The organism is Actinophytocola sp. (assembly GCF_036402745.1).
Classification (GTDB): domain Bacteria; phylum Actinomycetota; class Actinomycetes; order Mycobacteriales; family Pseudonocardiaceae; genus Actinophytocola.
This window is the reverse complement of sequence record NZ_DASWSJ010000129.1, coordinates 1-23,739: the sequence shown is the minus strand read 5'-3', so window position 1 is coordinate 23,739 and position 23,739 is coordinate 1. Positions and strand designations below refer to the sequence as shown.

At 72.2% G+C, this 23,739-nt stretch carries 17 protein-coding genes; 5 read left to right on the top strand and 12 right to left on the bottom strand.

Features of this window, described 5'->3' with window-relative positions; translation table 11 throughout:
- Positions 1 to 56: 56 nt before the first annotated feature.
- Both VGD70_RS12900 and VGD70_RS12895 read right to left on the bottom strand, forming a co-directional pair.
- A complete protein-coding gene (locus VGD70_RS12900; protein WP_331081416.1) occupies positions 57 to 2,237 on the bottom strand; it encodes a DUF6049 family protein in 2,181 nt (726 codons plus the stop codon).
- A gap of 6 nt (positions 2,238 to 2,243) precedes the next feature.
- Complete coding sequence (locus tag VGD70_RS12895; RefSeq protein WP_331081414.1) at positions 2,244 to 2,822, bottom strand: NUDIX hydrolase; 579 nt, start codon at positions 2,820 to 2,822, stop codon at positions 2,244 to 2,246.
- 105 nt (positions 2,823 to 2,927) lie between these two features.
- Here VGD70_RS12895 and VGD70_RS12890 point away from each other — a divergent pair, with 105 nt between their 5' ends.
- Positions 2,928 to 4,367: a CCA tRNA nucleotidyltransferase gene (locus VGD70_RS12890; protein WP_414637954.1), complete on the top strand. Its 1,440-nt coding sequence runs from the start codon at positions 2,928 to 2,930 to the stop codon at positions 4,365 to 4,367.
- On the opposite strand, the gene VGD70_RS12885 is transcribed toward VGD70_RS12890, so the two are convergent.
- A complete protein-coding gene (locus VGD70_RS12885; RefSeq protein WP_331081445.1) occupies positions 4,342 to 5,604 on the bottom strand; it encodes an MFS transporter in 1,263 nt (420 codons plus the stop codon). The two genes, VGD70_RS12890 and VGD70_RS12885, sit on opposite strands and share 26 nt — an antisense overlap.
- 343 nt (positions 5,605 to 5,947) lie before the next feature.
- On the opposite strand from VGD70_RS12885, the gene VGD70_RS12880 reads away from it, so the two are divergent.
- Positions 5,948 to 6,529: a YqgE/AlgH family protein gene (locus tag VGD70_RS12880; protein ID WP_331081412.1), complete on the top strand. Its 582-nt coding sequence runs from the start codon at positions 5,948 to 5,950 to the stop codon at positions 6,527 to 6,529.
- Here VGD70_RS12880 and VGD70_RS12875 read toward each other — a convergent pair.
- Positions 6,491 to 6,925 (bottom strand): SdpI family protein, encoded by a 435-nt coding sequence (locus VGD70_RS12875; RefSeq protein ID WP_331081410.1) that lies wholly within the window; start codon positions 6,923 to 6,925, stop codon positions 6,491 to 6,493. The two genes, VGD70_RS12880 and VGD70_RS12875, sit on opposite strands and share 39 nt — an antisense overlap.
- A gap of 222 nt (positions 6,926 to 7,147) precedes the next feature.
- On the opposite strand from VGD70_RS12875, the gene leuS reads away from it, so the two are divergent.
- A complete protein-coding gene (leuS, locus tag VGD70_RS12870; RefSeq protein ID WP_331081408.1) occupies positions 7,148 to 9,991 on the top strand; it encodes a leucine--tRNA ligase in 2,844 nt (947 codons plus the stop codon).
- Positions 9,992 to 10,464: 473 nt separating this feature from the next.
- Here leuS and VGD70_RS12865 read toward each other — a convergent pair whose 3' ends face one another.
- From VGD70_RS12865 to VGD70_RS12835, 7 genes are read right to left on the bottom strand one after another with little or no spacing between them, the layout of a single operon-like run.
- Entirely contained in the window at positions 10,465 to 11,652 is a 1,188-nt protein-coding gene (locus VGD70_RS12865; RefSeq protein WP_331081406.1) for a glycine C-acetyltransferase, read from the bottom strand.
- Positions 11,652 to 12,695: an L-threonine 3-dehydrogenase gene (gene tdh / locus VGD70_RS12860; RefSeq protein WP_331081405.1), complete on the bottom strand. Its 1,044-nt coding sequence runs from the start codon at positions 12,693 to 12,695 to the stop codon at positions 11,652 to 11,654. Before tdh ends, VGD70_RS12865 begins: the two co-directional genes overlap by 1 nt.
- A gap of 24 nt (positions 12,696 to 12,719) precedes the next feature.
- Entirely contained in the window at positions 12,720 to 13,343 is a 624-nt protein-coding gene (locus VGD70_RS12855) for a DUF1707 SHOCT-like domain-containing protein (protein ID WP_331081403.1), read from the bottom strand.
- A gap of 29 nt (positions 13,344 to 13,372) precedes the next feature.
- Positions 13,373 to 14,662: a serine--tRNA ligase gene (serS, locus tag VGD70_RS12850; RefSeq protein ID WP_331081401.1), complete on the bottom strand. Its 1,290-nt coding sequence runs from the start codon at positions 14,660 to 14,662 to the stop codon at positions 13,373 to 13,375.
- A 9-nt stretch (positions 14,663 to 14,671) separates the two neighbouring features.
- On the bottom strand, positions 14,672 to 15,331 hold the full coding sequence (locus VGD70_RS12845) for a response regulator transcription factor (protein WP_331081443.1): 660 nt from the start codon (positions 15,329 to 15,331) through the stop codon (positions 14,672 to 14,674).
- Positions 15,332 to 15,351: 20 nt separating this feature from the next.
- Positions 15,352 to 16,506 carry a MacS family sensor histidine kinase gene (gene macS / locus VGD70_RS12840; protein WP_414637953.1) on the bottom strand — a complete coding sequence of 385 codons (1,155 nt, stop codon included), beginning with the start codon at positions 16,504 to 16,506 and terminating at the stop codon, positions 15,352 to 15,354.
- Positions 16,503 to 17,699, bottom strand: coding sequence for an AI-2E family transporter (locus VGD70_RS12835; RefSeq protein ID WP_331081399.1), 1,197 nt, complete (start codon positions 17,697 to 17,699; stop codon positions 16,503 to 16,505). Before VGD70_RS12835 ends, macS begins: the two co-directional genes overlap by 4 nt.
- 297 nt (positions 17,700 to 17,996) lie before the next feature.
- Here VGD70_RS12835 and VGD70_RS12830 point away from each other — a divergent pair, with 297 nt between their 5' ends.
- Both VGD70_RS12830 and VGD70_RS12825 read left to right on the top strand, forming a co-directional pair.
- Positions 17,997 to 18,863, top strand: coding sequence for a hypothetical protein (locus VGD70_RS12830; protein ID WP_331081397.1), 867 nt, complete (start codon positions 17,997 to 17,999; stop codon positions 18,861 to 18,863).
- Positions 18,864 to 19,116: 253 nt separating this feature from the next.
- Positions 19,117 to 22,668, top strand: coding sequence for a hypothetical protein (locus tag VGD70_RS12825; protein WP_331081395.1), 3,552 nt, complete (start codon positions 19,117 to 19,119; stop codon positions 22,666 to 22,668).
- Between the two features lie 49 nt (positions 22,669 to 22,717).
- Here VGD70_RS12825 and VGD70_RS12820 read toward each other — a convergent pair whose 3' ends face one another.
- Positions 22,718 to 23,479, bottom strand: a complete 762-nt coding sequence (locus tag VGD70_RS12820) for a diguanylate cyclase domain-containing protein (protein ID WP_331081393.1) — start codon at positions 23,477 to 23,479, stop codon at positions 22,718 to 22,720.
- Positions 23,480 to 23,739 lie beyond the last annotated feature (260 nt).

The window sequence follows — 23,739 nt, the reverse complement described above, 5'->3', positions numbered from 1 at the left end:
GCGAGGGCTCGGCGCCGCCGGTTCGTCGGGTCACGGTCACTGATTCTGTACCGCGACTAGGGCTCACGGGGAGCCTCGCTGTTCGCGCCGGTCCCCGCGCGGGCCGCGCGCACCCGGCGGAACAGCCGGAACGCCACCAGCAGCACGAGCACGCCGCCCGCGATCCCGGTGAGGGCGACGGTGATGATCCCGTAGGTGGTGGAGGTGAGCTCCAGCCGCGCGGTGCTGCCGAGCTTGGTGCCGCCGCTCGGGGTGGTGAGCGACGCGTCGACGGTGAACCGGCCGGCCCGGATCACCTTGGCCGGGACGTACTTGCTCACCGAGGCGAGCGGCGGGATGCGGATGTCCGGGTACTGGTCGGGCCGCAGGCCGGCCGGCGCGACGAGGTGGACGCGCACCACGATGGCCACCGGCAGCCCGTTGTAGACCCTGATCGGGATGGGGCTGTCACCGGAGGCGAGGGTCATCGGGCGGCCCGGGTTCTTCACGATCACCTGGCCGGTGAGCGCGTCGAGCGCTTCGCCGACGACCTGGACCGTGGTCGTCGCCTGCTCCGGCCGGCCGCGCCAGGCGGTCGACATGCCGCGCAGCAGGCCGTACTGCATCGGCGAGAGCAGCTCGTTCGGGTTGACCTCGGAGGTGTTGTCGATGTCCATCGCGTCGAGCAGGTCGCGCTTGACCGCGTTGATCCGCACCACGTCCGCGGTGACCGCGGCAGGGATCTCCTGGGCGCTGTCCTGCGGGGTGTAGGCGAGACCGGTCGCGCTGCCCCGGTCCCGCCCGGAGAGCAGCTGGCCCAGCAGCCGCGGGGTGGCGTAGCCGCCGTCGAACAGCTGCTGCGCCAGGTCGAGGTAGCCGCCGAGCTCGCTCTCCGACGCGGTCCACCGGCGCGGCGGCGCGATCAGGAGCTGGTTGCCGGCCTGCCTGTCGAACAGCGCCCGGAAGGCCAGCGCGGCGAGCCCGTCCTGCAGCGAGCCCTCGGCCGGCGCGCCCGCGGGGACGGCCAGCGTCTGGGACAGCAGCGGGTCGACCGGCAGCGCCCGCACCGGGTGGGCGGTCTGGGTGCCGGTGAGCGTGAACGGCGCCTGGCCCCGCACGTTCTGCAGATGCGCCGGGTCGGCGAGCACGGTGGTCGGTCCGGTCGCGGCGAGGTCGACGAGCGTGCGCTGGTCGAACGTGCCGCCGGCCGGCCAGAACAGCTCCTTCGCCGGCTGCACCTCGAGCAGGTCCGTCACCACCGACGAGCTGGCGATCGAGAGCTGGGCGAGGTCCACCGCGCCGGAGCGGGCCAGTGCGACGAGGTCGGTGTCGGCGTAGGGCACCGAGATCACGCACTGGCCGCGGGTGAGCGCGGTGAGCCGGGTGAGCCAGTCGGTGGCGGCGTTCGCACCCTTGCCCGCGACCGTGCGGCCGTCGGACAGGCGGACCTTGTAGCCCCTGGTCATCCCGGAGACGGTCTGCAGCAGGTCCGGGTCGACCGCGAAGCACAGCGAGCGGGACAGCGTGCCGTTGCCGGCGGTGGCCGTGCCGACGGCGTTGACCAGTCCGAACAGCCGGCCGCCGACGGAGAGCGAGTCGGCGAGCTCGTCGTCGGTGAGCAGGGTCTGCCCGTCGCTGGTCGGCAGCCGGCGCGGCTGGGTGTCGAGGATCGGCCAGAGCATCGTCACGCCCGGCGGGGTCTGCTTCGGCGCGGCGCGCGGGCCGCCCGGCACCGACAGCACCGGCAGCGGCAGCGACACCGCCGCGAGCCGGGCCTGGCCGCCGTAGTCGGGCCGGCCGTTCACGTTGACCAGCACCGGGTAGACGCCCGGCTGGGTGAGCGCGAGCGACTGCTCGGCGCCGCGGACCGGGACGGTCACCGAGATCGGCGCGGTCCCGCCCGGCTCGAGCGAGGCGGTGACGTCGGTGAACGGGGAGCTGGCCGAGTCGGTCGCGAGGCTCGCCAGGCCACGCAGCTCGCGGTCGCTCTCCACCGGCTCACCGCGCTGGACCTTGACCCGGATGTCGTCCACCCGCCGGTCGCCGGTGTTGGTGATCCGGCCGGTGATCCTGAGCTGTGGGGTCTGCGCGGTGACGACCCGTGGCGACAGGGTGTCGACGTCGAGCTTGAGCAGGGTCGGCGTGCCGGCCGCGGGCTGCGCGGGGTCGCCGATCGGGCTCGCGCCCGCGGGGACGACGGGACCGAGGACCAGGAGCGCGGTCGCGAGGAACCCGGCGAACGCCTTCCATCGCGTCACGCGGGCTCAGCCCCCGTCCGCGTTCGCGGACTCGCCGGACACGGGGTCGGGAATCGTGTCGGCGTGTTCGGCGGTCGCGCCGTCGCCGGTCGCGCCGACCTCCAGCAGTTCGAGCGCGCGCAGCACCAGCCGGCGCTCGTCGGCGTAGGCAAGCCGCTCCTCCAGCTCGTCGAGGGGGACCCAGGCCACCTCGGTCACCTCGACGTCGTCGTCGGACAGCTCGCCGCCGCGCTCCGCCATCAGGAAGTGGTGCACGGTCTTGTGGATCCGACGGCGGTCGGCGACGAACCAGTAGTCGATGGTCCCGAGTGGTCGCATTATCTCGCCCAGGATGCCGGTCTCCTCCGACACCTCCCGCACCGCGGTCTGCTCGGGCGTCTCGCCCTCCTCGATGTGGCCCTTCGGCAGCGACCAGAGCAGCCGGCCGCGCCGGTCGAGCCGGCCGATGAGCGCCACCTTCGTCCGGTCCGTGCTGATGACCACTCCGCCGGCCGAGGTCTCGTCGACCGCGGTCATCCGGCGACCACGACGCCGCCCGCGGCGCCCCGACCGGGCGCCCCGGGGCCTGCCGGACGACGAGGGCATGAACGTGATCGTAGTGCGGCACGGTCCGGCGAGTCGTCGGTTCACGTGCGGCCGGGGCCCGGGTTGGGCCGATCTGCGGCGGCTCGCCAGATACGCTCGTTCATCGTGTCCAACCTGACCCAACCCAACGCCGTGGTCGAGCGCCTGCGCTTTCCGGTGGCGGACGAGCTCGCGGAGCGGTTCGCCGCGGCCGGGCATCGCCTCTACCTCGTCGGCGGGAGCGTCCGGGACGCGTTGCTCGGCAGGCTCGGCAACGACCTGGACTTCGCCACCGACGCCCGTCCGGACGAGGTGCTGCGCCTGGTCACCGGCTGGGCCGAGGCGGTCTGGGACACCGGGATAGCGTTCGGCACCGTCGGCGCGCGCCGGCGCGGGACGGCGTGCGAGATCACCACGTTCCGGTCGGACACCTACGACCGGATGAGCCGCAACCCCGAGGTCCGCTTCGGCGACTCGATCGAGGAAGACCTGGTCAGGCGGGACTTCACGGTCAACGCGATGGCGGTCGACTTGTCGGCTAAGACCTTCATCGACCCGCACGACGGGCTCTCCGCGCTGGCCAACCGGCGGCTGGACACCCCGGCCACCCCGCAGGAGTCCTTCGCCGACGACCCGCTGCGGATGATGCGCGCGGTCCGGTTCGTCAGCCAGCTCGGCTTCACCGTCGAGCCGCGGGTGCTCGCCGCGATCGAGGAGATGCACGACGAGATCGCCCGGATCACCGTCGAGCGGGTCCAGGTCGAGCTGGCCAAGCTGCTGACCGGCCGCCACCCCCGCCGCGGGATCGAGCTGATGGTCGACACCGGCCTCGCCGACCACGTGCTGCCCGAGGTGCCGGCGATGCGCCTGGAGATCGACGAGCACCACCAGCACAAGGACGTCTACCAGCACTCCCTCGTCGTGCTCGACCAGGCGATCGACCTGGAGGAGCCGGACGCCGAGCCGGACCTCGTGCTGCGGCTCGCCGCGCTGCTGCACGACATCGGCAAGCCGGCCACCCGGCGGCACATCGAGGGCGGCGGGGTGAGCTTCCACCACCACGAGGTCGTCGGCGCGAAGATGGTCCGCAAGCGGTTGCGCGCGCTGCGGTACTCCAAGGAGATCACCGAGGACGTCGCCCAGCTGGTGTACCTGCACCTGCGGTTCCACGGCTACGGCCGCGGCGAGTGGACCGACTCGGCGGTGCGCCGCTACGTCACCGACGCGGGTCCGCTGCTGTCCCGGCTGCACAAGCTCGTGCGGGCCGACTGCACCACCCGCAACCGGCGCAAGGCCGCCGCCCTGCAGCGGACCTACGACGAGCTCGAGGAGCGGATCGCCCGGATCGCCGCCGAGGAGGACCTGGCGCGGGTGCGCCCGGACCTGGACGGCAACGAGATCATGCGGCTGCTGGGCCTGCCGCCGGGGCCGCTGGTCGGTCAGGCCTGGCGCTTCCTCAAGGAGCTGCGCCTGGACCGCGGGCCGCTGGAGCACGACGAGGCGGTCGCCGAGCTGCGCCGGTGGGCCGCCGAGCAGGGCGTCACGCCGCCCGGCCCCGGCGCGTGACGAGCTCGAAGCCCACCATGCCCAGCAGGTAGAGGACGGTCGCGGCGACGATCAGCGCCGGCGACTCGCCGTTGGGCGGGATGACCGTCGAGGCGATCCCGACGGCCACGACCTGGGTGATGTTGAACAGCATGTCGTAGAGGGCGAACACCCGGCCGCGGGTCTCGTCGCCGATGTCGCGCTGCACGGCGGCGTCCACGCAGAGTTTGACGACCTGGCCCGAGTAGGCGATGAGGAACGCCGCGACGAGCGCGGTCGGCAGGACCATCGGCAGGCCGAGCCCCAGCTGGGCGACCGCGGCGATGCCGAGCGCGCCGATGACCGTCCGCTTGCGGCCCAGGCTCGTGACCAGCCGCGCGGTGGTGAGCCCGGCGACGAAGATGCCGAGCGCGCCGAAGCCGAGCACCACGCCGAGCCCGGGCAGGCCCGCCTTGATGGGGCCGAAGTCCTCGAAGCTGAAGCGCATCAGCAGGACGGTGAGCAGCAGCGAGATGCCGAACGAGGCCCGGTGCGCGAGCAGCGCGCAGAACCCGGCGGCGACGCTGGGCGTGCGAAGGGCGACCCGGGCGCCGTCGAACAGCCCGTTGGCGACCGCGGCCAGCGCGGTGGCCGGCTCGTCGACCTCGTCCGGGCCGAGCGCGCCGCGGGCGAACCGGGCGGCGAGCGTGGCGGCCAGCACCGACCCGATGACGGCGACCGCCGCGGTGAGCCCGGAGCCGGCGTCGTCCTCGCCGAACAGCGCCCGCAGGCCGACCGCGCAGCCGGCGCCGAGGACCGAGACGACCGCGCCCAGCGTGACCGACAGCGCGTTGGCCTCGACGAGGTTGCGCACCGGCACGACGTGCGGCAGCGAGGCGGACAGGCCGGCGCCGACGAACCGGCTGATCCCGATGACGACCAGGGCGAGCATCGCCAGCGCCATCCCGGCGACCCCGGTGGCCACGCAGACCGCGGCCACGAGGATGAGCACGCCACGCAGCAGGTTGGCCGCGACCAGCACCCGGCGCCGGTCCCAGCGGTCGAGCAGCGCCCCGGCGAACGGCCCGATGATCGAGTACGGCAGGAGCAGCACGACGAACCCGAGGGCGATCTCCTGCGGCGACACGGCCCGCTCGGGGTTGAACACGACCGCGCCGGCGAGACCGGTCTGGAACAGCCCGTCACCCCACTGCGAGGCGAACCGGGACAGGAGCAGGCGCCGGAACCCGGCGATCGCCAGCAACCGGCGCGGGCCGATGCGGGTGTGGTGGGCGGACTCGGAGTCGCCCAGGTGGGTGACCTCGTTCGCGTCCTGCGCCGATGTGCTCACGATCTCTCAGCCTACGGCTCGCCCGGAACAGCCCGAAGGGCATGCGTCCGCTGGACGCACGCCCTTCGTCAGCTGAAGCACCCGGTCGCCTCACGGCGGCGTGGCACGTCGTGGCTCCAGCCGGACGGTATTCCACGACGGCGGTTCTTGGTTGGGCCCGGGGGACTCAATGGTGCTCCAGCCACCTGCTCCAACGAGCCGGCACCAGCCATTGTTCCCCAACAGCCATACGGCTGCTGGATAACCACTCAACGGGTGGGATCATGTTCCTGTGCGATCCGACGCCCCCGATGCAGCCGTGGAGCCGGGGACGCTGCTCGTTGCGGCGCCCAGCCTGACGGACTCCAACTTCCGCCGCACCGTGGTGTTCGTGATCGACCACCGCGGTGAGGGCACCCTCGGCGTTGTCCTCAACCGGCCCAGCGAGGTCCCGGTCGACGACGTGCTGCCCAACTGGGGCCCCCACGTCACCACCCCCGGGTCGGTGTTCGTGGGCGGCCCCGTGGACCAGAAGACCGCGCTGTGCCTGGCCGCCCTGCGCACCGGCGAGGAACCCAACGGCGTCAAGGGCCTCATCGGCGTGCGCGGCCCGGTGGCGCTGGTCGACCTCGACGCCGACCCCGATGTGCTGGTGCCCAAGTTCAAGGGCATGCGGGTGTTCGCCGGCTACGCGGGCTGGGACATCGGCCAGGTGGCGGGCGAGATCGAGCGCGGCGACTGGATCGTGGTCCCCGCCCTGCCCAGCGACGTGCTGGCACCCACCGACCAGGACCTCTGGGGCCGGGTGCTGCGCCGGCAGGGGATGCCGCTGTCGCTACTCGCCACCCACCCCGGTGACGTCCGCACCAACTGAGCCCTTCAAGGCCGTCGCGATCTCGCAGCCGCCGCACACGCAGCCCTTGCACCCCTCGGGGAGCTCCGGCGCGGGCGCCGGCATGGCCTCAGCGGCCCGGTGTCCGAGCATCCCGCCCGCCAGGGCGATGGCGCACATCCCGACGAGCCCGACGAGCGTGACGGCCAGCCCGGCCACGAGCCCGGCCGCCCCGCTGACGATCCCGACGGCCCCGGCCACGGCGATCGGCAGCCCGGCGACCTTGTTGGCCACCCGGAACGTCTCGTCGTCGCGCAGCGTGGCGGGGGTGCGCACGCCGCCGAAGCGGTTGCGCGGCAGCCGCTCACGCAGTCCGAGAACCCCGACAGCGGCCACCACGAGGCCGACGACCAGCGGAACGAGCGCGAGAAGGTGCACGTGCCGATGGTAAGCAACGGCCCACGCGGGCGTGTCACCCGCCGGGCGGTCACCGGCGGCGGGAAAGAGTGTTGGCGTGCGCGGTATCCTGGTGCTATGAGCACCGGACGCCTGCTCCTTAGTGCGCCGCGCTGACCGGACGGTTGGCGCGGCGAACCCCTCATGCCTGCTGGCAGAGGGGTTTTGTTGTGTTCGGAGCAAGCACCAGGGAAGGACCCCACGATGAGTGACGCCGCCGAGTCCGTGCCGGCCCACCGCTACACGGCCACGCTGGCCAACTCGATCGAGAGGCGCTGGCAGGGCTTCTGGGAGGAGCACGGCACGTTCCACGCGCCCAACCCGGTCGGTCCGCTGGCCGAGGGCGAGGTGCCCGAGGACAAGCTGTTCGTGCAGGACATGTTCCCCTACCCGTCCGGTGCGGGGCTGCACGTCGGCCACCCGCTGGGGTTCATCGGCACCGACGTGTTCGCCCGCTACCACCGCATGGCCGGCCGCAACGTCCTGCACACCATGGGGTTCGACGCGTTCGGGCTGCCGGCCGAGCAGTACGCCGTGCAGACCGGCCAGCACCCGCGCAAGACCACCGAGGACAACGTCCAGCGCTACCTGAGCCAGATCCGCCGGCTGGGCCTGGGTCACGACGAGCGGCGCCGCGTCGCCACCACGGACCTGTCCTACTACCGCTGGACCCAGTGGATCTTCCTGCAGATCTACAACGCCTGGTACGACGAGAAGCTGGACAAGGCCCGGCCCATCGCCGAGCTGGAGACGGAGTTCGCGCAGGACAAGCGGTCCACTCCGGACGGTCGTGGCTGGTGCGAGCTGACCCGGGTGGAGCAGCGCAAGATCATCGACTCCTACCGGCTGGTCTACCAGTCCGAGGCGCCGGTCAACTGGAGCCCGGGGCTGGGCACGGTGGTGGCCAACGAGGAGGTCACCGCCGACGGCCGCACCGACCGCGGCAACTTCCCGGTGTTCCGCAAGAACCTGCGCCAGTGGATGATGCGGATCACCGCCTACGCCGACCGCCTGGTCGACGACCTGGACCTGCTGGACTGGCCGGAGAAGGTCAAGGCCATGCAGCGCAACTGGATCGGCCGCTCGGCGGGCGCGCACATCCGGTTCCCCGCCGGCGACACCTCGATCGAGGTCTTCACCACCCGCCCGGACACCGTCTTCGGTGCCACGTACATGGTCCTGGCGCCGGAACACCCGCTGGTCGACCGGATCATGCCGGCCGAGTGGCCCGACGATGTCGACGAGCGCTGGACCGGCGGTGCCGCCACGCCCGCCGAGGCCGTCGCGGCCTACCGCCGCGCCGCGTCGCAGAAGTCCGAGCTGGACCGGCAGGAGAACAAGGAGAAGACCGGTGTGTTCGTCGGCGCGTTCGCCACGAACCCGGTCAACGGCAAGCAGATCCCCGTGTTCGTCGCGGACTACGTGCTGATGGGCTACGGCACCGGCGCCATCATGGCCGTGCCCGGCCAGGACCAGCGCGACTGGGACTTCGCGACGGTGTTCGGCCTGCCGATCGTGCGGACCGTGCGGCCGAGCGAGGGCTTCGAGGGCGAGGCGTACACGGGCACCGGGCCGGCCATCAACTCGCGCCAGGAAAATGGGGTCAGCCTGGACGGGCTGGACGTCGACGAGGCCAAGAAGACGATCATCGGGTGGCTGGAGGAGCACGGCCACGGCGAGGGCAAGCTGCAGTACAAGCTGCGCGACTGGCTGTTCGCGCGCCAGCGGTACTGGGGCGAGCCGTTCCCCATCGTCTACGACGAGGACGGCCTGCCCGTCCCGCTGCCGGACAGCATGCTGCCGGTCGAACTGCCCGAGGTCGACGACTACTCCCCCCGCACGTTCGACCCCGACGACGCCGACACCGAGCCGTCGCCGCCGCTGTCCCGCGCGAGCGACTGGATCGAGGTCGAGCTGGACCTGGGCGAGGGCAAGAAGCGCTACCGCCGCGACGCCAACGTGATGCCGCAGTGGGCGGGGTCGTGCTGGTACCAGCTGCGCTATGTCGACCCCACCGACACCGAGCGGTTCTGCGAGCCGGAGAACGAGGCGTACTGGCTGGGCCCGCGGCCGGCCGTCCACGGCCCGACCGACCCCGGCGGCGTCGACCTGTACATCGGCGGGATCGAGCACGCGGTGCTGCACCTGCTGTACTCGCGGTTCTGGCAGAAGGTGCTGTTCGACCTGGGCCACGTGTCCGCGGCCGAGCCCTACCGCCGGCTGTTCAACCAGGGCTACATCCAGGCCTACGCCTACACCGACGCCCGCGGCGTCTACGTGCCGGCCGAGGAAGTGTCCGAAGTGGACGGCAAGTTCTTCTGGAACGGCCAGGAGGTCCGCCAGGAGTACGGCAAGATGGGCAAGAGCCTGAAGAACGTCGTGACGCCGGACGAGATGTGCGAGCGCTACGGCGCGGACACCTTCCGGTTCTACGAGATGTCGATGGGCCCCATGGACGTGTCCCGCCCGTGGGCCACCAAGGACGTCGTGGGCGCCCAGCGGTTCCTGCAGCGCCTGTGGCGCAACGTCATCGACGAGGCCAGCGGCGAGGTCCGGGTCAGCGAGGACGAGCCGGACGAGGCCACGCTGCGGGCCCTGCACAAGACCATCGACGGCGTGCACACCGACTACGCGACCATGCGCTTCAACACGGCCGGCGCGAAGCTGATCGAGCTGAACAACCACGTGACGAAGACGTACGGCTCGAAGCCGAGCCCGCGCGCGGTGGTCGAGCCGATGGTGCTGATGCTGGCGCCGCTGTGCCCGCATGTGGCCGAGGAGCTGTGGGCGGCCCTGGGCCACGACACGTCCCTGGCGCACGGCCCGTTCCCGGTGGCCGACGAGCGCTACCTGGTCGAGGACACCGTCGAGTACCCGATCCAGGTCAACGGCAAGGTCCGCGCCAGGGTCACCGTCCCCGCGTCGGCCGACCGGGCCGAGGTGACGGCCGCCGCCCTGGCAGAGGAGCGGATAGCCGCCCTGGTCGACGGCACCGAGCCGCGAAAGGTGATCGTCGTCCCGGGCCGCCTGGTCAACGTGGTCCTGTAGCCCGCGGTCCGCGGGCCGGGCTGGGGGGACGCGCCGCCGGCACCGGTCGCGGAGGGGGAGGTACGCGACCGGTACCGACGGCGCGAAGACAAACCGGCGTGGGTACGGACCAGCAGGGGTGGGGACCGCGCCGCCGGCACCGATCGCTCGGGGGGCTACGCGACCGGTACCGGCGGCGCGAAGCCCGGCCATTGCCTGCTGGGCCGGCCGGGCCCCGACGCTGGCATGCTCCGCCGGCGTGGGGCTCTGATTTATGACGCCTCCGGTCTCCCGTCGACTTCACGTGTCAGAGTTGTCGAACATTGTGGCATCACGACCCGAGCGTGCTCACTAATCGTTAGCACTTGCGCACGAATCCGCTGATGCCGTGTCCGAGTGACTGCTCAGCGTGCTCATCCCGGAGCCAAAATGCGGGCCGTGGGCGGTCGTTCGGACTCAGGAAGTCTTCGCCCAACGCCAGGGCGAGACATCCGTCAACTGACGGATATGTGGTGCCGGGCCGTGATGAAGGCGTCGACGGCCTTGTGGACGTCCTCAGTGGAGTGCGCGGCCGACAGCTGGGTGCGGATCCGCGCCTTCCCGTGCGGCACGACCGGGTAGGAGAACCCGATGACGTACACGCCCTGCCCGAGCAGCAGGTCGGCCATCCGCCCGGCCAGCGCGGCGTCGCCGAGCATCACCGGGATGATCGGGTGCTCGCCGGGCAGCAGGTCGAAGCCGGCCTCGGTCATCCGGGCGCGGAACAGCGCCGTGTTCGCCCGCAGCCGCTCCAGCAGGTCGCCGGAGGACTCCAGCAGCTCCAGCGCGGCGAGCGCGGTGGCGGTGATCGACGGCGCCAGCGAGTTCGAGAACAGGTACGGCCGGGACCGCTGGCGCAGCATCTCCACGATCTCCGCCCGCCCGGACGTGTAGCCGCCGCTGGCCCCGCCGAGCGCCTTGCCCAGCGTGCCGGTGACGACGTCGACCTTGTCGGCGACGCCGAACAGCTCCGGGGTCCCCCGCCCGGTCGGCCCGACGAAGCCGACCGCGTGCGAGTCGTCGACCATCACCAGCGCGTCGTGTGCCTCGGCGAGCGCGACGATCTCGTCGAGCGGGGCCAGGTAGCCGTCCATCGAGAACACGCCGTCGGTGGCGATCAGCCGGTAGCGGGCGTCGGCCGCCTCCTTGAGCTGCCGCTCGAGATCGGCCATGTCCCGGTTCTTGTAGCGCAGCCGGCGGGCCTTGCACAGCCGGATGCCGTCGATGACCGACGCGTGGTTGAGCTCGTCGGAGATCACCGCGTCCTGGTCGCCCAGCAGCGTCTCGAACAGGCCCGCGTTGGCGTCGAAGCACGAGCTGTAGAGGATCGTGTCCTCGGTCGAGAGGAACTCCGACAGCTTGCCCTCGAGCTCCTTGTGCGGCTCCTGGGTGCCGCAGATGAACCGCACCGACGCCATGCCGAAGCCCCAGCGGTCCAGCGCCTCCTTCGCGGCCGCGACGAGCGTGGCGTGGTCGGCGAGCCCGAGGTAGTTGTTGGCGCAGAAGTTGAGCACCTCGGCCTCGGCACCGACCCGCACGGACGCGTTCTGCGGCGTGCTGAGCACCCGCTCCGCCTTGTACAACCCGGCCGCGCGGATCTCGTCCAGCTCCGCGCGCAGGCCGTCCCGAATCGCGCCGTACATCAGGCCACCTCTCCCTGTGCGGTCCAGTCGAGAATGACCTTGCCGCACCGGCCGTCGCGCGCGGTGGCGAACGCGGCCTCGTGCTCGGTGTAGCCGAACCGGTGGGTGATCACCGGCGAGAGGTCGAGCCCGGCCTGGAGCAGGACCGACATGGCGTACCAGGTCTCGAACATCTCCCGGCCGTAGATGCCCTTGATGGTGAGCATCTTGAGCACCACCCGGCTCCAGTCGACCGCGATCTCCGAGGCCGGCAGGCCCAGCATCGCGATCCGGCCGCCGTGGGTCATGTTCGCGATCATCTCGCGCAGCGCCGCCGGCCGGCCGGACATCTCCATGCCGACGTCGAAGCCCTCGGACATGTCGAGCTCCGGGTACACCTCGCCGATCGCGTGCCGGCTGACGTCCAGCGCCACGTCCACGCCGATCTTGCGGGCCAGCTCCAGCCGCGGCTCGCTCACGTCGGTGATCACGACGTGCCGGGCGCCCGCGTGCCTGGCGACCGCGGCGGCCATCAGCCCGATCGGGCCGGCGCCGGTGATCAGCACGTCCTCGCCCAGCACGGGGAACGACAGCGCGGTGTGCACGGCGTTGCCGAACGGGTCGAAGATCGCCGCGACGTCCAGGTCCACCGGGTGCGTGTGCACCCAGGCGTTCTGCTCGGGCAGCACCGCGAACTCGGCGAAACAGCCCGCGGTCTGCACGCCGAGGCCGACCGTGTTGGCGCACAGGTGGCGCCGGCCGGCCTTGCAGTTGCGGCACGTCCCGCAGACCAGGTGGCCCTCACCGCTGACCAGGTCGCCGACCTCGACCTTGGTGACCGCGGCACCGACCTCGACGACCTCGCCGACGAACTCGTGGCCGACGACCAGCGGCGGGGTGATCGTGGCCGCGGCCCACTCGTCCCACGAGTCGATGTGCAGGTCCGTGCCGCAGATGCCGGTGCGCAGCACGCGCAGCTTCACCTCGGTCGGTCCCGGCTCGGGCTCTGCCACCTCGGTGAGCTCCAGACCAGGACCCTGGACGGCCTTGACCAGAGCCTTCACGCGTTCCTCCGCAACGAGTCCCTCTCAGTCCGCGGCGCGGCTGATCTTCCACGGCGACCGGAACAGCAGGCTGCCGATCCGCACGTAGCTGGCCCGGCGCAGCTGCACCGAGCCCATGGTGACGGTGCCGGCGAGCACGAACCTCGGCCGGCCCTTCCCGGCGCCGACCTTGTCCTTGATGCTGCCGGCGATGACGTTCACGTCGTCGGTGACGACGGACGCGTGCTCGGGCAGCAGCAGCTTCACCGACCCGCCGCTGACCTCGAGCCTGATCCGCACCTCGGCATGCTGGATCTTGGCCTCGGTGAAGTCCAGCTCGGTGGACCCCAGCTTGTTGCGGATGATCAGCTCACGCGGCACGGTCCACTGCCCGACCCGCTTGAGGGTCGACATGTTGGCCCGCAGCTCCACCGGCTGCTCGCGCACCGGCGCGTTCGGGTCCTCGTGGGTGACCCCCGGTAGGTCGACCAGCACGGCGTTGAGCTCGGCGCGGGTCTTGGCCGCCAGCGCGACGTCGGTGCGCGCGGTGAACTCGTCCAGCGACAGCATCCCGTGGCCGATGGCCTTCTGCAGCACGCCGACCACGTGGGTGCGCTCCGCGTCGGACACCCGCAGCTCCCGCGGGTCGACGGGCTCGTTCTCGCTCACGGCACCACGGTAGGCCATCCCGGTGACGTTCAGCCGGTGGAGCCGTCCGCGTCGATGCGCTCGAAGCGCACGTACGGCACGAGCACCTCGGGTATCCGGACCGAGCCGTCGGTCTGCTGGTTCTGCTCCAGGATCGCGACCAGCGTGCGGCCGATCGGCAGCCCCGACCCGTTGAGCGTGTTGGCGAAGCCGCGGGTGCCGTCCTTGGCCTTGGTGCGGATGCCGGCCCGGCGTGCCTGGAACGTGCCGAAGTCCGACACGCTCGAGACCTCCCGGTAGGTCTGCTGACCCGGCAGCCACACCTCGAGGTCGTAGGTGAACCGGGCCGAGAAGCCCAGGTCGCCCGCGGCGAGCTTCACCACGCGGTAGGCCAGGCCCAGCTCGCGCAGCGCGGTCTCCGCGTGCGAGCGCAGCAGCTCCAGCTCCTCGCCTGCCCGCTCGGGGGTGCAGAACCGGACCAGCTCGACCTTCGCGAACTGGTGCAGCCGGATGAGCCCGCGGGTGTCCTTGCCGTACGTGCCCGCCTCCGACCGGAAGCACGGCGTGTTGGCCGTGTAGGCCAGCGGCAGGTCCTGCGCCGGGAGCGTCTCGCTCGCGTGCAGGTTCGTCAGCGGCACCTCGGCGGTGGGGATCAGGAACAGCTCCCGGTCCGCGACGCCCGTGCGGAACAGGTCGGCCTCGAACTTGGGCAGCTGACCCGTGCCGGTCATCGTCGGCCGGTTGACGATCGCCGGCACCGAGAACTCGGTGTACCCGTGCCGCTCCGTGTGCAGCTCCAGCAGGAACTGGGTGAGCCCGCGCTCGAGCCGGGCCCCTGCCCCCCGCAGGATCGCGAACCGCGGGCCGGACAGCTTCGTGGCGCGGGCGAGGTCGAGGATGCCCAGCCGCTCGCCGAGGTCGACGTGGTCGGCGGGCTCGAAGTCGAACACCGGCGGCTCGCCCCAGCGGGCGACCTCCTCGGCGTCGGCGTCGGTGTTGCCGTCGGGCAGCTCGTCGGCCGGCAGGTTCGGCACGCCCAGCAGGAACTCGTCGAGCTCGGCGGCGAGCTGGCGGTGCTGCTCCTCGAGCTCCTGGACGCGGGTCTTCACCGAGCGCGCGTGCTCGCGTAGCCGGCTGACGTCCTCGCCGCGCTTGGCCGCCGCGCCGACCTCCTTGGCCAGCCGGTTGGACTCCGCGCGGGACTCGTCGGCCGCCTGCACGGTGGCCGTGCGCTGACCGAACAGCTTCTCCAGCTGGGTCAGGTCGAGGTGGTAGCCGCGGCGCGCGAGCTTGCGCACCGCGTCGGTGGCCGGGTCGAGCAGAACACGCGGGTCATGCATGCGACCAGCCTATTGCGGCCCGCCACGCGATGATGACTCCGGTTGCTCGTCCAGGCCGTGCTCGATGGCGTAGCGGGCCAGCTCGACCCGGTTGTGCAGCTGCAGCTTGCGCAGCGTCGACTGCACGTGGTTCTCGACCGTGCGGTGCGACAGCGTGAGCCGGGTGGCGATCTGCCGCGCGGTCAACCCCTTCGCGACCAGCCGCAGCACCTCGGTCTCCCGCTGGGTGAGGCTCGGCTCGTCGTCGGCCCGCGACTCGGCGGCCATCCGGCGGTACTCGCCGAGCACCAGGCCGGCGAGCCCCGGCGTGAACACCGCGTCGCCCGACGCCGTCCGCCGCACCGCCTGGACGAGCTCCTCCACCGACGCCGACTTGACCAGGTAGCCCGACGCACCCGCCTTCACCGCCTCCAGCACGTCCGCGTGCTCGCCCGACGCGGACAGCACCAGCACCCGCGTGCCGGGGAGCGCGCCGGTGATCTCGCGGATCGCCGCCACCCCGGACACGGTGCCCAGGTTGAGATCCATCAGCACGACGTCCGGCCGCACCGTGCCGGCGATCCGCACCGCCGCCTCGGCGTCGCCCGCGGTGGCCCGCACCGCGAAGCCGCGCTCGCCGAGGTCCCTGGCCACCCCGTCGCGCCACATCGGGTGGTCGTCGACGACCATCACGGTGATTGGCGGGGAGCTCACCGGCGGGCCTCGACCGGCCGCGGCACCCGCAGCTCCCACTCCACGCCGGCACCCGGCGCGGTCTCCACCGCGATGCTCCCGCCGAGCTCGACCGCCCGGCCACGCATCGAGCGCGCGATCCCCATCCGCCCCTCCCGCTCCGCCTCGTCGATCCGGTCCGGGGTGAACCCGACGCCGTCGTCCCGCACGCTGACCACGATCTCCCCGCCCAGATCCTCGAGCAGCACCCACGCGCGCGCATCCGGACCGGCGTGCTTGGCCACGTTCGCCAACGCCTCGCGGACCACCGACTCCACCTCGGTCGCGACCGCGACCGGCAGCCGCACCGCCGTGGCCGGCACCGACACCTGCGTGCGCCCGGTGGCCAGCAACCGCAGCCGCGCGCCCAGGTCCGCCGAACCGTCCACCGTGGACTCGGGCTCGGGCGCGGTGGACACCAGCGCCCGCAACGCGATCTCCTGCTCCCCGGCGAGCCGGGCCAGCTCCGCGGCCTCCCCGCCCAGCTCCGCGCCCCGCTGGCGCACCCGGGCGAGCACCTGCAGCACGCTGTCGTGGATCGACCGGGCGAGCCGCTCCCGCTCGGCCGTGGCCGCCTCCGCCCGCAGCGCCCGCTCCAGCCGCGCCGCCGACCGGCGCGACGCCGACGCGGCCAGCCCCAGCACGAACCCGACGCCCACCAGCAGCATCAGGTCCCGGGTGAGGTCCGTGTCGACGTAGCCCCGCACGCCGTAGTTGAACGCCGCGATGACCGCGCCGAACACCGCGCCCACGGTCGGCCCGGCACACACCGCGCCGGCCGCGACCACGCCGGTGACCCACACCGTGGGGACGAGCGGTACCTGGTCGACGGCGAGCTGCGCGGGCGTGAGCACCAGCCGCGACACGCACATCGCCGCGCAGCACACCACCAGGTCCAGCACGGCGAAGCCGAGCACCCGGCCGGCCGGGTCGAGATACCGCACGGCGATCACGGCCGTCCACGCCGCCATGACGCCGACGGTCACGAGTGCGAGCCAGGGCCGGGCGTACTCGTGCAGGTAGACCAGCACGACGCCGGCGGCGAAGAGAAGCGTGAGCACACGCAGCACCACCGCCGCGCGCCACAGCGGTGTCGTCGGGTCCTTGGGGACCTGCGCACCGGTTGCGATCACGGCCGCTCCCAGGTGGCCTGGGTGTCGTCCTCGGACCGCTGCGCCACCTCCGGCGCCTCGGTCTCCTGCTCGTGCAACACATCGATCTCGGCGGGCTCGGTCTCGTCCTCGTGCAGCAACGACTTCACGCCCGCGTTGAGCACGGCCAGCAACGGCACCGCCAGCAGCGCCCCGGCGATCCCACCGGAGATGAGGCCCGCGGCGATGGCGAGCACCACCGCGAGCGGGTGCAGCCGCACCGCGCGACCGAGCAGCCACGGCTGGAGCACATGGCTTTCCAGCTGCATCACGCCGATCACGATCGCGAGCACGACGATGGCCGGGATGAGGCCGTTGGCGACCAGGGCGACCAAGACGGCGACCGTGCCCGCCAGGACCGCACCGATGATCGGCACGAACGCGGACAGGAACACCAACGCGGACAACGGGATCACCAGGGGCACGCCGACGACGGCGAGGCCGACGCCGATGCCGACCGCGTCGACCAGCGCCACGGCCGCGGTGGCACGCACGTAGCTGACCAGCGCGGCGAACCCGCGGCGGCCGGCGACATCGACCCGGCGGCGAACCCGGGCCGGCACGCCGCGGGCGATGAACGTCCAGATTCCCGGGCCGTCGTAGAGGAAGAAGATCAGGACGAACATCGTGAGCAGCAGGCCGGTGAGGATCTCACCGATCGTCGCCGCGGTGGTGAGGGCGCCCTGGGTGATGGCCGACTGGTTGCTCTGGATCGCGCCGATCGCGTTGTCGAGGAACGTCTGGATCTGCTGGGTGCGCAGGTGCAGCGGACCCGTGATGAGCCAGTCGCGGATCTGGTTGAGGCTGTCCGAGACCTGTTGCTGCAGCTGGGGAAGACCGTTGGAGAACGTGATGATCACGAAGGTGATGAGCCCGCCGACGATCGCGATCCCCAGCACCATCACGATGGCCGCGGCCGCGCCACGCGGAACCTTCCACTGCACCAGGCGATCCACGCCCGGCGCCATCAACGCGGCCAGCAGTAAGGCGATCGCGACCGGCACGATGAGATGCGAGAAGTAGCCCGCCAGCCACACGATCACGTACAGCGCGGCGATGATGACGATGAACCGCCAGGACAGCGCCGCGCTCACCCGCAGCCCGGTGGGTACGAGGCTGGTGACGTCGGCCGGTGGCTTGCGCGAGGACTTCTGCTCGCCGCGAGATCTGGTCACACGAAGACGGTATCCACCGACCCGGACATCTGTGCGGTGAGCTGGCGGCCGGCCGGCACATTTCCTTCCTGTGGACGGATTCCTGCCCACAGGCCCGCCCGCCTGGGCCGACTACGGTCAGTGAGTTGTGGAAACACCCTGTGTTCGTCACACGATCAGGGGGTTAAGCCTCGTTGGGCGTGCATTCCGGCCCCCCGCGATGAAAACCTCCTGCTGCACGGTCCGTCGGTACCCAACGTGTCCGACCGAGTGCGAAGAGTTCGTAGGCGGAGCTTTCCGACCAGGCGAGGAATCTCAGTGGATCAGGCGACCAGCAGTGTGCGGGAGACGGCCGCGTTCACGCGGCGCGTCGTCGTACGCACGTTGACGGTCGTCGGCGGCGCTGCCGCCGGAACCGCCATCGCCTGGTGCCTGTCCACCGCGGGAGCCTCCGCCGACACCGGGCCGCAACTGCCCGAGGTCCCGGTCGTCAAGACCGTCGTCGCGCCGGTCTCCGCCGCCGTGCACACGGCCGTCGACCACCTGCGCGACACGCCCCCGCCGCCGAAGAACCCGCTCGAGAAGAACCCGCTCGAGGAGTTCGGCGAGAAGGTCAGGGACGCCGCCGACCGGTTCGGCGAGCACGCCAAGGACCACTTCGCGGAGCTCCCGCACTGCGCGGACCAGCTCTGCGGGGTGCACGACAGCATCGGTGGCAGCATCGGCGGCATCGAGGGCGGCCTCGACGGTGGCATCGGCCACGGTGACGCGTCGGGCGACGCCGGCCTCGGCCGGTCGGACAGCCCCACGGGCCCGCCTGCCGCCGCGCCGCCCGCGGCCGCCGGCTCCGTCACCACCCCGGGCGTCGACCCGGACCGGACGGCCGAGCGCACCGCGACCGGCCGCGCGTACTCGGACGGCATGCCACGGCGAGGCTCACCAGAGCCGGGCATGCCGTCCTTCCCCGACCTCCCCAGCTGGCCGACGCCGTTCGCGCCGGCCGTGCCGAGCGCACCGGTCTCGGGCCACAACGGCTCCACCGGCAACCCGGCCGACCCGGCGCTGTCCGCGGCGCTGCCGTGGCAGGACCGCGCACCCGCGCTGGTTCGTGGGCTCACCGTGCCCGCCACCGTGGTCACCTCCTTCGGGCGCGTCGGTGCGCAGCCCGGCGTCAGCCCTGACTGAGTAAGCGGCGCGACCGGCCCGAGCCCCGAGTGCTCGGCATGCCGGGTGCACCGCCGCGCGGTGCCGCGCCCATCCCCCGCGGGCTCCCATGCCCGCACCCCGACCCGGGTGGCCGCTTGCCCCAACGCGTCTCCACGTCAACGCGTACGGCCACCCGCCAAACCCCCCAAAGGGAAAACGAAAGGAGCATCACACGATGCAAACCTGGGCGAGGCGAGGTCTCCAGACCGCGCTAGTCACTGGTGGTTTGCTGATGCTGGGTACCGGCATCGCTTCTGCCGACGAGGACGTCAACCCGGACAAGCCGGCATCGCCGCTTGACGGGTCCGTGACCGTCCCTGTCCACATCGACAACAACGCGCTTGGCACGCCGCTCGGCCAGAAGAACCTGCCGCCGATCCACAAGGACCTCCGGGTCAGTGTGGCCGACCTGGTCGGCGCCGTGCCGATGGCGGACAAGGTGGCCCCGGCTGTCACGCCGGTGGTCGACAAGGCCCGGGCGGCCGCGGCGCCGGTCGCCGGCAAGGTCACCGACCAGGCCAAGCCGGTCGTGGACGGTGTCACCGGCAAGGTGACCGACCAGGCCAAGCCGGTCCTGGACAAGGTCACGCCGCTGACCGACAAGGTCAAGGCGACCGCCGCCAAGTCGGGCCTGAAGGTGCCGAACACCCCCGCGCTCCCGCGGACGCCCGGTCTGCCCGACGTCGAGGGCGTGCTGGCCGGCAACCGGGTCGACGGTGACGTGGTCGTGCCACTGGTCGTCACCGGCAACGCGATCGCGGTCGCCGGCAAGGCCGAGGTCGAGGACGACTCGCAGACGCGGTACGACTACGGCCACGAGAACGTCGTGACCGACGGCAAGGGCACCTTCCTCGGCGGCAACGTGGTCGACCTCGACTACACCGCACCGGTCCAGATCACGGGCAACGCGATCGCCGGGCTGGGCAAGGCGAAGGCCACCAGCACCGCGTCGCAGGAGACGACCGCGACGAGCGACGTCACCACCGACGGCAGCAACGGCTTCCTCGCGGGCAACGTGGTCGCCGGCCACGGCGCCACCCCGGTGCAGGTCACCGGCAACGCCATCGCGGGCGCCGGCAAGTCGGAGGCCGACTCCGCGGCCGACACCTCCGCCACCTCCGGCGGCTACGTCCTCACCTCGGGTGCGGACAGCGCGGGCTCGGGCAACGCCGCGGGCGTCCCGGTCGCGACCCCGGTCGAGTTCAACGGGAACTCGGTCGCCGGCCTCGGCAAGTCCGACGCGACGTCGGACTCCACCGCGGACGCCAAGGCGGGCAAGGAGCGGCGCGGCCTCTACGGCGTGCCGACCTACCTCGAGACCAACGGTGACCCGGCGCTGCTCGCGGGCAACGTCGCGCAGCCCGCGGCCAGCGGCCCGGTTCTGGCCTGCGGCAACGCGGGTGCGGTGGCCGGCGGTTCCTCGGCGGACTGCACGAGTAGCAGCCAGACCGCCGCCGGTGGCGGCAACCGCAGCACCGGCCAGGGCTCCGTGGGCTCCGGCTCGATCGCGCACGCGCCCGTCGCGCTGCCCGTCGACGGCTTCGGCAACGCCGCGGCCGGCGTGGGCAAGTCCACCGCACAGGCCGACAACACGGTCAACTCGACCGCGGGCGGCGACTCCTACACCCGCGGCCAGGACAGCGTGCTGTCCGGCACCACCGCCACCACCCCGGTCGGCGGCCCCGCGGAGGTGTTCACCAACGCCGCGGCCGGTGCGGGTGCCGCCAACGCGTCGTCCACCAACAAGGCCACCACCACCGCCGGCGGCAACACCGGCACCACCGGTGACAACTCGGCCGGTGGCGGCAACCAGGCCACCGTTCCCGTCGCGACCCCGGTCGAGGCCCTCGGCAACACGGCCGCCGCGGCCGGTGGCGCCAACGCAGCGGCCACGGAGACCAAGGTCACCTCGGCCGGCGGCGGCAGCAACACCGACGACGACAACGGTCTGCTCGCCTCCAACCTCGTGTCCGCCCCGGTCGCGGGTGCCGCGCAGGCGTTCGGCAACAGCGGCGGCGCGGTGGCCTTCACCGACGCCCAGGCGGTGACGGACAACGAGATCACCGCTGGTGGCCCGAACAAGGCCACCGGCACCGCGGGCCTCGGCTCCGGCAACATCGGGACCGTTCCGGTGTCCTTGCCGGCGCAGGTGTTCGGGACCGGCGCCAGCGGTCTCGCCGCCGGCCAGCAGGCGGCCGTCGCCGACACCGACACCACCGCGGGTGGCGACAACACGAGCGACGGCTCCGGTGCCGCCGCTTCGGGCAACGTCGTGTCGGCCCCGGTCGGCTCGGCCGCCCAGGCGTTCGGCGAGTCCGCCGCGGCACTGGGTCTCAACGACTCGGTCGCCTCCTCGGAGACCGACTCCACCGCCGGTGGCGACACGGCCACCGACGGCACCGCCGGCCTGATCTCCGGCAACGTCGTGAGCCCGCAGGCCCTGCCGGTCGTGCAGAGCTTCGCGGCGGTCGCGTCGGGCGCAGGCGGGGTCAACTCGTCGGTCGCCGACAACGACAACCAGACGACCTCCGGCGGCGACATCGACACCGCGGGTGACGGCGGTTTCCTCGCCGGCAACCTGGTCGACGTTCCGGCCGGCGCGGTGGCTCAGCCCTTCGGCGACGCCGTCTCCGCGGTCGAGAGCCAGTCGGTGTCCTCCGGCTACAACGAGAGCGAGGGCTCGGTCGGTGGCACGTCCACCACGAGTGGTCAGTTCGGTTCGCTGTCGGGCATCGACGGCACGCTTCCGGTCGGCGCCAACGCGCCGGTCTACGACGTGCCGGTGGAGGTGCTCGCCTCGGCGATCACCGACTCCGCCAACGACAGCGCCCTCAATGTCGGCGAGGGCCAGCCGCAGCTGGACCTGCCGGTGAGCGGCGGCCTGTCGCCGACCGAACTGCCGGCGCTGCTGCCGATGCCGGGTCGTTCGCTGTCGCGCGACTTCGCGCTGCCCACCGCCGAGGTGACCCCGTTCGCGGGTTCGTTCAGCGGCGTGCTGACCGGGTTCGCGGACGGCATGTCCGGGCTGCCCGGCCAGGACCAGGTGACCCAGGTGGCCGGCACGGTGACCGGGGCGGACGAGTACCACATCCTCCCGTACCCGCTGCCGCGGTCCCGCTCGGACGTCCCGTTCCAGACGGTCACCGGCACGCTGTTCGACGCCGCCACCCCGGCCGCCGATGTCCTGGCGGTCCCGGCCGGCGTGCTGAACGTCGACAACGCCCGCTCGGCACACGACCTGCCGGTGGGCCTGCCCGCCGTCGGCGAGGTGCCGCTGAACGAGATCCCGCTCGGGGAGCTGCCGGTCAGCGACGAGCTGTCCGGTGCGCCCGCCATGCTGACCGGTGCCACGGGCTCTCTCCCGGCCGTGCCCGCGATCGGCGACGCCACGGACGTCACCACCCTGGTGCCGGCCGTTCCCGCGGTTCCGGCGGTTCCGGCCGTTCCGGCGGTTCCCGCTGTGGGTGACCTGTCGGGCGTGACGACGCAGCTGCCGGCGGTTCCGGCCGTGGGTGACCTCTCGGCCGTGTCCACCCAGCTGCCCGCCCTCCCGGCGGCGCCGCAGGTGGGCGGCCTCACCGACGTCACTCAGGTGGTGCCCACCGTTCCCGCGGTCGGCGATGTCACCGCGGTGCCGGTCGTGCAGGCCCCGTCGCTGAAGAACCTGCCGGTCGACGCCCCCGCGCTGTCCGGTGTCGACGCCCCGTCCGCCCTGGACGGTGCGTCGCTGTCCGACACGCAGGCCGCGCTGGCGAACCTGTTCACCACCAACCCGATCGGCTGATCGGGGTCATACGAAGGGCCCGGGAGACGTTGTGCTCCCGGGCCCTTCGCTATGCCAGGTTCCGGTGCGCCTGCCGGATCAGGTCGTGCACGCTGTCGCCGCCACAACTGGTGACCCAGCCGACCCGCACCGGATGCCCGGCCAGCCGGACGATTCGAGCGGTCAGCACACCCCCGGCCCGCTGCGGCTGCTCGCCGACCACCGCGAACGTCCCACCCGCGTACCGGGCGACGGTGTGGTCCTCCCGCAGCCCATTGCCCAGTCGTTCCGCCACTTTTCGCAGCAGCTCGTCCCCGTCCCCGGCCGCAAGCGCGCCGAGCCCGCGAAGATCGGCGAGCACCAACGTGACCACGGAGCCATGGACGCGGGCGCGCCGCAACGCCTGGTCGAGCCGGTCGAAGAGAAGGACGCGGTTGGCGAGCCCGGTCAGCGGATCGAGCAAACCCTTGCCCCGCCAGACATCTGTCTGTACGGGTCGCAGCACGGCGAGCACACACCGTTCCCCACGCAGGATTGTCGGGTAGAGCTCCACCCACAACCGCCGCGCGGGCATGCCGCCGATCGTGGCGAGGACGGCGATCGTGGCAGCCGTGTCGGCGTCCCTTGCTTGCGCGGCAAGGACATCGAGGTTCGGCAGTGGCGCCCCGCGGTCGTCGCGGAGCCGCCAGTCCTCCGCCCGCTCCCCAACCCCGGCGGACGCCCAGACGGCACCGTTCTCGTGGAACAGCAGCAACCCGACCCCGAGCTCAGCGACGAGCCGCGCCCACTCCGCCCCATCCGGCAGCGGCACCACCGACACGGCGGTACTCATCGACGACCTCGGATCCGCATGTGCCCCCGCACCTCATGACGAATGTCCGTGCAGCCTCTCGTGTCCACCATGGACAGATCAAGCGCCGCCCACCACCCGTAACGGTGAACCCGTTGCCATTTGGTGCGCTTACCTCCGCCGCCTCGGTTGTCCACAGGCTCCCGCTGTTGGCACCGTTTTTGTCGGTGGGGCTGGGTAGGCTGGATTTTGGGGGGGCCGGAGGCCACGGCCGTCACTCGTCTGGGTGGCTTTCAAGCTCA